Consider the following 14444-nt stretch of genomic DNA (forward strand, 5'->3'; position numbering starts at 1 on the left):
CCTATGACCACCCTACCCATCATTATCTTGTCCCGTCATCGGTTAGTCACTGTGCTGGCTAGCTGACTTTTTCGTTTGGATGCTTTCGTCTGAATTCAAGGCCACCCAGGCCCGGGCCTGACTCGCTTTAGGAAACCCATGACTGAACCTATCACCTACACCACGCCCAACTTCGTTCTACCCGACCTCGTGGAGATCCAGCGTTCTAGTTTCCGCTGGTTTCTAGAAGAAGGGTTGATCGAGGAGCTGGAAAGTTTCTCTCCGATTACCGACTATACGGGCAAGCTAGAACTGCACTTTTTGGGTAAGCAGTACAAGCTCAAAAGCCCGAAGTACGACGTGGATGAGGCCAAGCGGCGGGATGCCACCTACTCGGTGCAGATGTATGTGCCCACCCGGCTGATCAACAAAGAAACCGGGGAGATCAAGGAGCAGGAGGTGTTCATTGGCGACCTGCCGCTGATGACCGACCGGGGTACCTTCATCATCAACGGGGCCGAGCGGGTGATCGTCAACCAGATCGTCCGTAGTCCTGGGGTGTACTACAAGTCGGAAACCGACAAAAACGGTCGCCGCACCTACAACGCCAACCTGATCCCCAACCGGGGCGCTTGGCTGAAGTTTGAGACCGACAAAAACGACTTGGTGTGGGTGCGCATCGACAAAACCCGCAAGCTGTCGGCCCAGGTGTTGCTGAAGGCCCTGGGGCTGAGCGACAACGAGATCTTTGACTCGCTGCGGAACCCGGAATATTTCCAAAAAACTATCGAAAAAGAAGGGCAATTCAGCGAAGAGGAAGCTCTGCTGGAACTGTACCGCAAGCTGCGGCCCGGTGAACCGCCCACGGTAACGGGGGGTGAGCAGTTGCTCTTCTCTCGCTTTCACGATCCCAAGCGCTACGACCTGGGTCGGGTGGGTCGTCATAAGCTGAACCGCAAACTGCGGCTGAACGTACCCGATACCATGCGGGTGCTAACGCCCACGGATATCCTCACCGCCATCGACTACCTGATTAACCTGGAATTCGACATCGGCAGCATCGACGACATTGACCACCTGGGCAACCGTCGGGTGCGCTCCGTGGGCGAACTGCTGCAAAACCAGGTGCGGGTGGGGCTGAACCGCCTAGAGCGGATCATTCGGGAACGGATGACGGTGTCCGATGCCGATTCCCTCACCCCGGCTTCCCTGGTGAACCCCAAGCCCCTGGTGGCGGCGATTAAGGAGTTCTTCGGCTCTAGCCAGCTCTCCCAGTTCATGGATCAAACCAATCCCCTGGCGGAGCTGACCCACAAGCGCCGGATCAGCGCCCTCGGCCCCGGTGGTCTAACACGGGAACGGGCGGGCTTTGCGGTGCGCGACATTCACCCCTCCCACTACGGGCGGATTTGCCCCATTGAAACCCCGGAAGGCCCCAACGCCGGACTGATTGGCTCCCTGGCCACCCATGCCCGCGTCAACGACTTCGGCTTCATCGAAACCCCCTTCTTTAAGGCCGAGAATGGCCGAGTGCGGAAGGATATTCCCCCGGTCTACATGACCGCCGACGAAGAGGACGATCTGCGGGTGGCCCCTGGCGACATTGCCACCGACGAAGAGGGTTACATCATTGGCGACACCGTGCCCGTGCGCTATCGGCAGGACTTTACCACCACCGCCTCGACGGAGGTGGACTACGTGGCCGTGTCCCCGGTGCAGATTATCTCCGTGGCCACGTCCCTGATTCCCTTCCTGGAGCATGACGACGCCAACCGCGCCCTGATGGGTTCCAACATGCAGCGGCAGGCGGTGCCCCTGCTTCAGCCGGAGCGTCCCCTAGTGGGTACGGGTCTGGAGGCCCAGGCCGCCCGCGACTCTGGGATGGTGATCATCAGCCGCACCGATGGCGAAGTGGTCTACCTGGATGCCGACCTGATTAAGGTGAAGGATCCCGACGGCAACATCCACGCCTACGAGCTGCAAAAGTACCAGCGCTCCAACCAAGACACCTGTTTGAACCAGCGCCCCATCGTCTTCCCCGGCGACAAGGTGCAGTCGGGGCAGGTGTTAGCCGATGGCTCGGCCACCGAGGGCGGCGAACTGGCTCTCGGGCAGAACATCCTGGTGGCCTATATGCCCTGGGAAGGCTACAACTACGAGGACGCCATTCTGCTCAGCGAGCGGATGGTCTACGACGATGTCTACACCTCCATCCACGTTGAGAAATTTGAGATTGAGGCGCGGCAGACCAAGCTGGGGCCTGAGGAAATCACCCGCGAAATTCCCAACGTCGGGGAAGATGCCCTGCGTCAGCTCGATGAAACCGGGATTATCCGTATTGGGGCCTGGGTAGAATCCGGCGACATTCTGGTGGGTAAAGTGACGCCCAAGGGTGAATCCGACCAGCCGCCGGAAGAAAAACTGCTGCGGGCCATCTTCGGCGAAAAGGCGCGGGACGTGCGGGATAACTCCCTGCGGGTGCCCAACGGTGAAAAGGGCCGTGTGGTCGATGTGCGGGTGTTTACCCGGGAGCAGGGCGACGAACTGCCCCCCGGTGCCAACATGGTGGTGCGGGTCTACGTGGCCCAGAAGCGCAAGATCCAGGTGGGCGACAAGATGGCCGGACGCCACGGCAACAAGGGGATCATTTCCCGCATCCTGCCCATTGAGGACATGCCCTACCTGCCGGACGGCACCCCCATTGACATCGCCCTCAACCCCCTGGGTGTGCCTTCCCGGATGAACGTGGGCCAGGTGTTTGAGTGTCTGCTCGGTTGGGCGGCGGAAAACCTGGATGCCCGCTTTAAGGTGATTCCCTTCGACGAAATGTACGGCGAAGAAGCCTCCCGCAACTCCACCCACGGCAAGCTGATGGAGGCCCGCGAGGTCACCGGGAAGGACTGGGTGTTTAACCCCGACGATCCCGGAAAGATCGTTCTGCGGGATGGCCGCACCGGGGAACCCTTCGACAAGGCCATTACGGTGGGCAAAGCCTACATGCTGAAGCTGGTTCACCTTGTCGATGACAAGATCCACGCCCGCTCCACTGGCCCCTACTCCCTGGTGACCCAGCAGCCCCTCGGCGGTAAAGCCCAGCAGGGTGGTCAGCGCTTCGGGGAAATGGAAGTGTGGGCGCTGGAAGCCTTCGGGGCTGCCTACACCCTCCAGGAACTGCTCACCGTGAAGTCCGACGATATGCAGGGCCGTAACGAAGCTCTCAACGCCATTGTCAAGGGCAAGTCCATCCCTCGACCGGGCACGCCGGAGTCCTTCAAGGTGTTGATGCGCGAGCTGCAATCCCTCTGTCTCGACATCGCCGTTCACAAGGTGGAAACCAAGGAAGACGGCACCAGCCGCGACATTGAGGTAGACCTGATGGCCGATGTCAACACCCGTCGGGCACCCTCTCGGCCCACCTACGAATCCATTGCCCGCGACGACAGCGAGGACATGGAGGACTAACGCCACCTTCGGCGAAACCCAGGTTCCGGGGTGCCTTTCACCTCGGAACCCTCCTAATCCAGCCTTTTAACCCGACACGGATCTTCCCAGATCACGGCTTTCCATTCGATTGAGCGCGCTTACAAGGAAAACACCCAGCATGGCCAAGCTAGAACAGCGGTTTGACTACGTCAAAATTGGATTGGCATCCCCTGAACGTATTCGCCAGTGGGGGGAACGCACCCTGCCCAACGGCCAGGTGGTGGGCGAAGTCACCAAGCCGGAAACCATCAACTACCGGACGCTAAAGCCGGAGATGGACGGGCTTTTCTGTGAGCGGATTTTTGGCCCCGCCAAGGACTGGGAATGCCACTGCGGCAAATACAAGCGGGTGCGCCACCGGGGCATTGTCTGCGAACGCTGCGGCGTGGAAGTGACCGAGTCGCGGGTGCGCCGCCACCGCATGGGCTACATCAAACTGGCCGCTCCGGTGGCCCACGTGTGGTACCTGAAGGGCATCCCCAGCTACATCGCCATTCTGCTGGATATGCCCCTGCGGGACGTGGAGCAGATTGTTTACTTCAATGCCTACGTGGTGTTGGATCCCGGCAATGCCGAGAACCTCAGCTATAAGCAACTGCTGACGGAAGACCAGTGGATTGAAATCGAAGACCAGCTCTACGACGAAGATACCGAACTCTCCGGGGTTGAGGTGGGCATTGGGGCCGAAGCCCTCCAGCGCTTGCTGCAAGACCTGGAACTGGAAACCGTGGCCGAAAAGCTGCGGGAGGAAATCGCCAACTCCAAGGGACAGAAGCGGGCCAAGCTGATCAAACGCCTGCGGGTGATCGACAACTTCATCGCCACCGGGTCTAAGACCGAGTGGATGGTGCTGGATGTGATTCCCGTGATTCCCCCCGACCTGCGACCGATGGTGCAGTTGGATGGGGGCCGCTTTGCCACCTCCGACCTCAACGACCTCTACCGTCGAGTAATCAACCGCAACAACCGTCTGGCTCGTTTGCAGGAAATCCTGGCCCCAGAAATCATCGTCCGTAACGAAAAGCGGATGCTGCAAGAGGCCGTGGATGCTTTGATTGACAACGGTCGCCGGGGCCGCACGGTGGTGGGGGCCAACAACCGTCCCCTCAAGTCCCTGTCCGACATCATCGAAGGGAAACAGGGCCGCTTCCGCCAAAACCTGCTGGGGAAACGGGTGGACTACTCCGGTCGTTCCGTCATCGTGGTTGGCCCCAAGCTGCAAATTCACCAGTGCGGTCTGCCTCGGGAGATGGCCATCGAACTGTTCCAGCCCTTTGTGATCCATCGTCTGATTCGTCAGGGGGTGGTGAACAACATCAAGGCGGCTAAGAAGATGATTCAGCACAGCGACAACAGCGACACCGTCTGGGAAGTGCTGGAGGAGGTGATCGAAAGCCACCCCGTCATGCTGAACCGAGCACCGACGCTCCACCGTCTGGGGATTCAAGCCTTTGAACCCATTCTGGTGGAAGGTCGCGCCATCCAGCTTCACCCCCTGGTCTGCCCCGCCTTCAACGCCGACTTTGACGGCGACCAAATGGCTGTCCACGTTCCCCTCTCCCTGGAAGCCCAGGCCGAGGCACGGCTGCTGATGTTGGCCTCCAACAACGTGTTGTCTCCGGCCACGGGTCAGCCCATCATCACGCCCTCCCAGGATATGGTGCTGGGCTGCTACTACCTGACGGCGGACAACCCCGGTGCCACCAAGGGTGAAGGGCATTACTTCGCCAGCATGGAGGACGCGATCATGGCCTTCGAGCAGGGCTTGGTGGATCTCCATGCCAAGGTGTGGCTGCGGTATGACGGGCCAGTGGAGTCGGATCAGCCGGAGGTGCTGGAGAAAGAAGAGGAATCCGCTGGCATCACCACCCGGATTTACTCCGAGCGACGGGTGCGCCTGGATCAAGAGGGTAACGTCATTTCCCAGTACATCAAAACCACCACGGGCCGCATCATCTACAACAAGGCCGTTCTAGAAGCAATCGCAAGCTAACGTCTGGCTCCGGCTTAGATGAGCCGGAGCCGCAATTCCCACCAATCACGACATCAGTACACCGCACGAGGGGCAGAAACAACATGGCTGAGCAAGGGGCAACTCAATCCTCGCTGGTTTTTCGGAACCGTATCATCGACAAAAAGCAGCTCAAGAAGCTGATTTCCTGGTCGTTCACCGAATACGGCACCGCCCGCACCTCCCAAATGGCCGACCGGATCAAAGATCTGGGCTTTAAATACGCCACCCGCGCCGGGGTTTCCATTAGTGTGGAAGACTTGCAAGTGCCCGATGAAAAACGGGCCATGCTGGCTGCCGCTGAGGAGGACATCAACGCCACTGAGGAGCGCTACATTCGCGGAGAAATTACCGAGGTAGAACGCCTGACCAAGGTGATTGACACCTGGAACGACACCAGCGAAAAGCTGAAGGATCAGGTAGTTGAGAACTTTAAGAAAAATAACCCTCTCAACTCGGTGTATATGATGGCCTTCTCTGGGGCACGGGGGAACATTTCCCAGGTGCGTCAGTTGGTGGGAATGCGGGGTCTGATGGCCAACCCCCAGGGGGAAATCATCGACCTTCCCATTAAGACCAACTTCCGGGAAGGCTTGACCGTGACCGAGTACGTGATCTCCTCCTACGGGGCGCGGAAAGGTCTGGTGGATACGGCTTTGCGGACGGCAGACTCGGGGTACCTCACCCGGCGTCTGGTGGACGTGTCCCAAGACGTGATTATTCGGGAGCACGACTGCGGCACGGAACGGGGGATTGCCCTGCGCAGCATGACTGACGGGGAACGGGTGCTGATTCCCCTCGAAAACCGCCTGCTGGGCCGAGTGGTGGCCGAGGATGTGAAGCATCCCGAAACTGGGGAAATTATCCTGGCTAAAAATGACCCGATCTCCCCCGAAAAGGCCACTGAGATGGCCAAAGCTGGGGTAGAAGAGGTGCTGGTGCGGTCTCCCCTCACCTGCGAAGCCACCCGGTCGGTGTGTCGCCTCTGCTACGGCTGGAGCCTGGCCCATTCCGACCTGGTGGACTTGGGCGAAGCGGTGGGCATTATTGCGGCCCAGTCCATCGGCGAACCCGGTACCCAGATGACCATGCGGACCTTCCACACCGGGGGTACGTTTACGGGCGAAGTCGCCCCCCGGATTAACGCCAATAAGGATGGCACCGTGCGCTTGCCCAAGCGGTTTAAGAGCCGTGCCTTCCGCACCCGCTACGGTGAAGAGGCGCTGATGCTGGAATCCGACGCCGACCTGGTGGTGGAAATGAGCGGCAAGAACCAAACGGAACGCCTGCCCCAGGGGACGATCCTGTTCGTCAACGATGGCCAGACGGTTCAAAAGGAGCAGCTTTTGGCTGAACTGCCCTCCGCAGGGCGCACCCGTAAGGTGACCGAAAAGGCCACCAAGGACGTGACCTCCGACTTGGCCGGGGAAGTGACGTTTGACGGCCTAGTGCAGGAGGAAAAAACCGACCGCCAGGGCAACACCACCCGACTGGCCCAGCGGGGCGGTCTGCTTTGGGTGCGGTCGGGGGATGTATACAACCTGCTGCCCGGTGCCGAGCCCGTAGTGCGCAACGGCGACCACGTTAAAGCGGGCGATACCCTGGCTGCTACCAAGCTGACCACCGAGCGCGGTGGCTTTGTGCGTCTACCCGAAAGCGACGACGACAAGGGCAGCCGTGAGGTGGAAATTATCACCGCCTCCGTGATGCTGGATCAGGCCCAGGTACGTAAGGAGCAGGGCCAAGGGCGGGAGCACTATTTCATCGAAACTTCCTACGGTCAGCGTTTTTCCCTGATTGCCACCCCTGGAGCTAAGGTGACCAGCGGCCAAGTGATTGCCGAACTGGAAGACGACCAGTTCAAGACCCAGACGGGCGGCATCGTCAAGTTCGCCGGGGTTGAGGTGGCCAAGAAGGGCAAGGGCAAGCAGGGCTACGAAGTCGTCCAGGGCGGCACTCTGCTGTGGATTCCCGAAGAAACCCACGAGGTCAACAAAGATATTTCCCTGCTGATGGTGGAGGACGGCCAATACCTGGAAGCGGGCACCGAGGTGGTGAAGGACATTTTTTGCCAGAACACCGGGGTGGTGGAAATCACCCAGAAAAATGACATTCTGCGCAAGATCATCATCAAACCGGGCGACCTGCATATGGTCGATGCCCCGGAAGATGTGATGGAGCGGGATCGTACTCTGGTGAATGCCGGGGAGGAAATTATGCCCGGTCTGGTGGCCGATGCCCTACGCTACGTGGAATACGTGGAAACCCCCGAAGGCCCAGCCATTCTGCTACGCCCGGTGGAAGAATACACCGTACCCAACGAGCCTTCGGTGCCCAGCCAGGGTTCTGCTACGGATGCGGGCAGTTCCATCAAACTGCGGGCGGTGCAGCGGGTGCCCTTTAAGGACGGAGACCGCATTGAGGTCGTAGACGGCGTGGAACTTCTGCGTACCCAACTGGTGCTAGACATTGAAGACGAGTCTCCCCATGTGGTGGCCGACATCGAACTCGTGCCTGACGATGCTGATGCCGATGTCACCCGTCTACAAATGGTGGTGCTCGAAACCCAGGTGATTCGCCGCGATGTGGTGGCTGATCAGACCCAAGGCAGCACCACGACCACGTTGATGGTGAAGGATGGCGACCAGATTCCCCCTGGGGCGGTGCTGGCCCGCACCGAAATTAAGTGCAAGGAATCCGGGGTGGTGCGCGGGATTCGCGAAGGCCAAGAAGCGGTGCGGCGTTTGTTGGTGGTACGCGATTCTGACCAGGTGCAGATTGATCTGGGCGGTCAGCCTCCCAGTGTGAAGGTGGGCGACCTAGTGGTGGCGGAAACGGAACTCGCCCCTGGGATTAGTCACGGTGAGTCTGGGGAGATCGCCAGCATTGAAGGTGACGCCCTGACCCTGCGCCTTGCGCGTCCTTACCGTGTGTCCACCGGGGCCGTGTTGCACATTGAGGATGGCGACCTGGTGCAGCGGGGTGACAACCTGGTGCTGCTGGTGTTTGAGCGGGCAAAGACCGGGGACATCATCCAGGGTCTACCCCGGATTGAGGAATTGCTGGAGGCCCGCAAGCCCAAGGAAGCCTGCATCTTGGCCCGTCGTCCCGGCATCGCCCAGGTGGTCTACAGCGACGACGAAACCGTGGAAGTGAAGGTGATCGAACACGACGGGGTGGTGTCGGAATACCCGACGAACCCCGGCCAAAACGTGATTGTCTCCGATGGTCAGGAGGTGCTCAGCGGCACCCACCTCACCGATGGCCCCGCCAACCCCCATGAGATCCTGGAGGTGTTCTTTGATTACCACATGAGCCAGGGGGAAGGCACCCATGAAGCGGCTCTCAAGAGCCTCCAAGAGGTGCAGAGTTTCCTGGTGAACGAGGTGCAGTCGGTGTACCAGTCCCAGGGGATTGATATTTCCGACAAACACACGGAGGTGATTGTGCGGCAGATGTCCTCCAAGTGCCGCATTGACGACGGCGGCGACACCACCATGTTGCCCGGTGAACTGGTGGAAATCTACCAGGTGGAACAGGTCAACGAAGCCATGTCGATTACCGGGGGGGCTCCAGCCCAGTACACGCCTGTACTGCTGGGGATTACCAAGGCGTCCCTCAACACCGACAGCTTCATCTCGGCGGCTAGTTTCCAGGAGACTACCCGTGTCCTGACCGAAGCCGCCATCGAGGGCAAGTCCGACTGGCTCCGGGGGTTGAAGGAAAACGTGATCATCGGTCGCTTGATCCCGGCGGGGACGGGCTATAACGCCTACGAAGATGCCCCTGCCCCTGAGATTGACGCGGGCTATGAATCCGCCATTCTCGACGATGACCTTCAGGATGTGGTGCTGGATGATCGCACGGCCCGCAGCTATGACATGGAGGGCACCCTCACCCTGTTGGCCGATGATGAAATGATCGGCGGATCCTCCCTGGAGGACAGTGGGGTACGGCGTCCCGGCAGCGCCGCCGAGGATGGTGATGAGTTCTCGATGATGGATCTGGATGACGATCTGTTGATTGACGACCAAACGGGATCCCTATAGGTTCCCGGATGCGGGGAACAATGAGGTCTCGGCACCACCGTTAGGCTCAGCCTACCTAGCGCCCCCTCACCACGAGGGGGCGTTTTTTAGAGCCGAATCAACCCCGATGGGCCAGCCCAGCCTTGAGGTGATCGGTTGGGGTTCAAGATGGGCATGATGAAGGAAGGATGCCCCCAGATCGACCCGCGTTTGATTGGGGAATCTGGCCTATCCCATCGGCTGGGAGTCTAGCGAACGATTACAGCCTATAACGTCCACTGGTCGTTCCGTTAGAACTCAGATAGAACAGAGATGGAGATTTTCCCCGCCATTGATCTCCCATGCCTTTACCGGGGACGTTTCCCAGCGCTAGGGCGTAGTCTCGGCTGTGCCGTGATTGAGTTCAGGGTATGGGGGGGATGCCTTGGCATCTACGACTACTCACAGGATGCACCTACTACCGCCAACTGCCATCATCTAGGGTTCTAGCGATTGTGAAAGCTTCTTTTGTGAAACGCCTTAATCACCTGGTTCGTCACGTTATTTTGCCCAAGGTTCTGTATCAATCGGAGACCCAAACCCTGGCCACCGGGGGGAAGATTGTCTTGCTGTCGAGCCTGTTTGCGGGCCTGTGCATTACCGGATTGAAGTTCTTGCAGCTGCTAGAACCGGCTGAACTGTTCATTTTTGACCGCATGGTTCGCGCTCTGCCGGATCAGGACTTGAATCCTCGGATCACCGTGATTGGCCTCAGTGAAGGGGATTTGCGACAGTATGGTTGGCCCCTGTCGGATGCGCAACTGGCGGACTTGCTGGAAGCCCTTCAGGCCCATCAACCTCGGGTGGTGGGCCTCGATCTCTACCGCAGCACCTTTCGCCCCCCCGGATCTGAGGCGTTGATTGAGCAATTAGCCGCGCCAAACCTGATTGCCATTGAAAATGTGGGGAACGCCCCCGGCCTGGGGGAAGTGCCGCCACCGCCCACGGTGGAGCGAGAGCGGATCGGCTTTAACGATTTTCCCACCGATTCCGACGGCATTATTCGGCGCAACCTGCTGTTTGTGGGACGCCCCCCCGACGGCTACTACTCCTTTGGGCTGCGGGTGGTGCTTGCCGATAACCAGCGCGATCCCTTACCCCTAAGAACCGACACCGAGCACCTCTACCTAGGCGACATCCCCATTCGGGTGCTGTCGGGGCCAGATGGGGGCTATCAAGCGGTGGACAGCAGCGGTTATCAAATTCTGTTGCGCTACCACAGTCGCCATCAGCCCGCTCGCCAACTCTCCATGAGCCAGGTGCTCAGCGGCCAGTTTGACCCAGATTGGATTACCGATCAGGTCGTCCTCATTGGCACCACCGCCGCCAGCCTGAAGGATCGCTTCTACACCCCCTTCAGCTTTAACCAAAATGATGACCTGACCATGGCCGGGGTCGTCATCCATGCCCAGATGGTGAGCCAGTTGCTCGACTTATTGGAAGGCAAGCCCGCCCTATACCGCTATTTACCCCCCTGGAGTGAAGGGCTGTGGCTATTGGCTTGGTGCTTAGCGGCGGGCAGCTTAGTCTGGGGGCTGCGACGGCCTAGCCTGATGCTGGGATCAAGCGTACTGCTGCTGCTGGGGGTGGGAGGCATCGGTTGGGTGGCCGTGCAGAACTTGATTTGGCTCCCCATGGCCGAACCTATCGTTGGCATTATTACCACCACCTCCGCCGTCATTGCCTATAAGCTGCTCTACCGCAGTACCCACGATCCCCTCACGGGTCTGCCTAACCGGGAAGCCTTCCTCAACCTGATTCAAAAGGCGCTGCGTCAGCACCAGGGCGACCCTGAGGCGGATCCGGTGATTGTGGTCTTCATGGGCATTGATCGGTTTAAGGTGATCAACGAAAGCCTGGGCCACCAGGCCGGGGATCGGGTGCTCCGTATCATTGCCAAGCGGTTAATTCAACATATGCCCCTGGAGTCTAAGGTGGCTCGGGTGGGGGGCGATGAGTTTGCCCTGATGCTAACGAATTTGGACAATGAGGCGGCGGGGGAACGGATGGACACCCTCCAGTACACCCTCTCGGAGCCGATTACGCTCCAGAGCCAGAAATTGCCCAGCGCCATCAGCATGGGGATGGCCATCAGCCAGCCCGGTATGGCCCACAAACCCGCCGATCTCCTGCGGGATGCCCACACCGCCATGTACCGAGCTAAGGCTCTGGGCAAGTCTCGCTTCGAGGTGTTTGCGGTGGGGATGCTCACCGAGGCGGTCAATCGGCTTCAGTTGGAAAGCGATCTGCTCAGCGCCCTGGATAACCAGGAATTTTTGCTCTATTACCAGCCGATTATTCGCCTTGCGACGGGGGAACTGGCCGGGTTTGAAGCCCTGGTACGCTGGCACCAGAAAGATCGGGGGTTTGTGTTGCCCAGCGCCTTTATCCCTGCCGCCGAAGAAACGGGGCTAATCATGGCCCTGGGGCAATGGATTTTCCGAGAAGCCTGTCGCCAACTCCACACCTGGCACGGTATGTTTCCCCAATACCCCAACCTGACCATGAGCATCAACCTCTCCAACCGCCAATTTGGTCAGTCTGACTTGATTAGCCGCATTAAAGCCGCCCTTCAAGATACCCAGGTGCGGGGAGACTGCGTGCGCCTGGAAATTACCGAAAGTATGGTGATGGGGGATGTGGACGCCGCCATTGACCTGATGCTGAAGCTCAAGTCCCTGGATTTAAAGCTAGCCATTGATGACTTTGGCACCGGATATTCCTCCCTCAGCTATCTCCACCGCTTCCCCATGGATACCCTCAAGGTGGATAAGTCCTTTGTGGGTCGCCTAGAAAAAAGCAACGAAGATCGGGCCATCATCCACACGATCCTCACCCTGGGCCAAAAGCTGGGCATGGAGGTGGTGGCGGAAGGGGTGGAGACCCTAGAACAGGTAACCATGCTGAAGCAGGAACACTGCGACTATGGCCAGGGCTATTACTTTGCCAAACCCCTACCCGTTGAGGAGGCCCAGGCGTTGCTGGCTCGCCATGTCGCCCAGACGGTTTAGGCGTTAGACTGCCCCTATTCCGCAATCATCAACCGATGGGGCGCTACCGCCACCGAACTGACCGCCATTGGTAACCATCCTGGGTTTCATCTGAGGCTCTGCCTGTTAACTTCGATTCTTCCCTGGTCTACAATGATCCCAATATCCGTAATCGACCGATCTGTGGCGTCATTTTGCGGGTTCAACGCCTCAACCGCAGCCAGGTGGCCGTGGGCTCCATGGCGCTCCAAATCTGGGCCTTTCGGGGGCTGCATTTGGGGGCGAAAGCGGGGTAGGGCCGTTGGTAATGTGCAGTAAGGTGCCACAATTAATTTAATAACCAAACTCCTTAAAAATACCGATGTCAACCTCCGTGAGCGAAGCCACCTTTGAAGCCACTGTCCTAGCCTCTGAAGTCCCCGTGCTGGTTCATTTCTGGGCACCCTGGTGCGGGCTATGTAAGATGGTGGCCCCGCTGCTCAATCATTTTCAGGCAGAATGGGACGGCCAGATTCGCCTCGTAGATGTGAACGCCGACGAAAATCTCCGCCTTGCCAACACCTACCGCCTCTCCAGCTTGCCCACCCTGCTCCTGTTTGAGGGCGGCGAACTGCAACAACGCCTAGAAACCTTTCACGGCAAAGACGACATGCGTCAGGTGCTCGACAGCTTCATGCGTCAGCGATCCCTACGCTACGAAATGTCTCCCCTCGTGCGGATTTACCCCCAGTCTTGACCCGTTAGGTAGCCCTCAATCAGCAAATCTGGCCCTAGGGATCGATAGGTAAGGTCGCCAAGGGGCAGAGCGGTAGACATTTCGGTAATGCCCAAATCACCTAGGGGCGTTGGCGCATTTTGGCCACCCACCAGCTTGGGGGCCACAAAGGCCCAAACCTTATCAATCACCCCATCCCGAATCGCCTGGGCAGCAAGGATTCCGCCGCACTCCCACAACACCTGGGCGCAGCCCTGTTTGTACAAATGCTGCATCACCATGCTTGGCGTCAGGGGATCAACCACCACCACCACCACCCCGGCCTGATCTAATAATTGACGCCTTTCCTCAGGGGCGACGAGGCTAGTAAACACGGTCGTCGGAGCCGTTGAGGTATCCCACAGGTGAGCCTGATCGGGCAGATCAAGGGCGCGGCTCATCACGACCCGGAGAGGATTATGGGGGCTGTGGCCGTGGCTGGTGAGGTGCGGATTATCGCGACGCACGGTGTTACCCCCGACGATCACCGCATCACACACCGCCCGCAGTTGATGTACTGCGGCCCGCGCCTCCGGCCCCGTCACCCATTGGCTGTGGCCCGTGGTGGTGGCAATTTTGCCGTCTAGGGTCATGGCATATTTCAGTAGGCCCAAGGGACGTTGGCGCAAAACCCGACAGACAAAGGCTTCGTTTAGCCGCTGACAGGCCGCTTCTTCCACCCCCACGACAACCTCAATTCCGGCCTGACGCAACCGCGCAATCCCGCCGCCGGAGACCCTGGGATCGGGATCTACCATGCCCGCCACCACGCGCCGGATCCCCGCCTGAAGAATCGCCTCGGTGCAGGGGGGAGTGCGGCCTGTGTGGTTGCAGGGTTCTAGGTTGACATAGAGCGTGGCCCCCTTCGCCCTCTCCCCCGCCTGCCGCAGGGCAAAGACCTCCGCATGGGGTTGCCCTGCGCCGGGATGAAACCCCTCCCCCATGACCTCCTCCCCTTGTAGAACCACCGAACCCACGAGGGGATTGGGGGCCGTTTGTCCGGCGGCCTGTTGGGCGAGTTCTAGGCAGCGCGTCATCCACCGTCGATGGATGGGATCGGTGGGATCGGTACAGAAGGCCTCAGTCACAGCGGCTACGACTCAATCAGCAGAGGGCATGGGGGAACCTACGGGGGCTCAGATAGTACGGTACACTAAGCC

Annotated in this window: 6 protein-coding genes; 5 read left to right on the forward strand and 1 reads right to left on the reverse strand. The window is 59.3% G+C overall.

Going from position 1 to position 14444, the window contains the following annotated elements; all coding sequences use genetic code 11:
- Positions 1-138: 138 nt before the first annotated feature.
- From rpoB to H6G62_RS11685, 5 genes are all read left to right on the forward strand, one after another.
- On the forward strand, positions 139-3441 hold the full coding sequence (gene rpoB, locus H6G62_RS11665; protein ID WP_190495253.1) for a DNA-directed RNA polymerase subunit beta: 3303 nt from the start codon (positions 139-141) through the stop codon (positions 3439-3441).
- Between the two features lie 139 nt (positions 3442-3580).
- Entirely contained in the window at positions 3581-5455 is a 1875-nt protein-coding gene (locus H6G62_RS28325) for a DNA-directed RNA polymerase subunit gamma (RefSeq protein WP_190495255.1), read from the forward strand.
- An 83-nt stretch (positions 5456-5538) separates the two neighbouring features.
- Positions 5539-9522: a DNA-directed RNA polymerase subunit beta' gene (locus H6G62_RS11675; protein WP_190495257.1), complete on the forward strand. Its 3984-nt coding sequence runs from the start codon at positions 5539-5541 to the stop codon at positions 9520-9522.
- 473 nt (positions 9523-9995) lie between these two features.
- Entirely contained in the window at positions 9996-12551 is a 2556-nt protein-coding gene (locus H6G62_RS11680) for an EAL domain-containing protein (RefSeq protein WP_190495259.1), read from the forward strand.
- A gap of 340 nt (positions 12552-12891) precedes the next feature.
- Complete coding sequence (locus H6G62_RS11685) at positions 12892-13266, forward strand: thioredoxin domain-containing protein (protein ID WP_190495261.1); 375 nt, start codon at positions 12892-12894, stop codon at positions 13264-13266.
- Here the strand turns inward: H6G62_RS11685 and ribD are convergent.
- On the reverse strand, positions 13251-14321 hold the full coding sequence (ribD, locus tag H6G62_RS11690) for a bifunctional diaminohydroxyphosphoribosylaminopyrimidine deaminase/5-amino-6-(5-phosphoribosylamino)uracil reductase RibD (RefSeq protein WP_190495295.1): 1071 nt from the start codon (positions 14319-14321) through the stop codon (positions 13251-13253). The genes H6G62_RS11685 and ribD overlap by 16 nt on opposite strands.
- Between the last annotated feature and the right edge of the window lie 123 nt (positions 14322-14444).

It is taken from the genome of Phormidium sp. FACHB-1136 (genome assembly GCF_014697375.1).
In the GTDB taxonomy this organism is placed as follows: domain Bacteria; phylum Cyanobacteriota; class Cyanobacteriia; order Phormidesmidales; family Phormidesmidaceae; genus Nodosilinea.

Coding starts and splice junctions, on each gene's coding strand:
- rpoB (WP_190495253.1), top strand. CDS start 139: ATGACTGAACCTATCACCTACACCACGCCCAACTTCGTTCTACCCGAC.
- H6G62_RS11675 (WP_190495257.1), top strand. CDS start 5,539: ATGGCTGAGCAAGGGGCAACTCAATCCTCGCTGGTTTTTCGGAACCGT.
- ribD (WP_190495295.1), bottom strand. CDS start 14,321: ATGACGCGCTGCCTAGAACTCGCCCAACAGGCCGCCGGACAAACGGCC.
- H6G62_RS28325 (WP_190495255.1), top strand. CDS start 3,581: ATGGCCAAGCTAGAACAGCGGTTTGACTACGTCAAAATTGGATTGGCA.
- H6G62_RS11685 (WP_190495261.1), top strand. CDS start 12,892: ATGTCAACCTCCGTGAGCGAAGCCACCTTTGAAGCCACTGTCCTAGCC.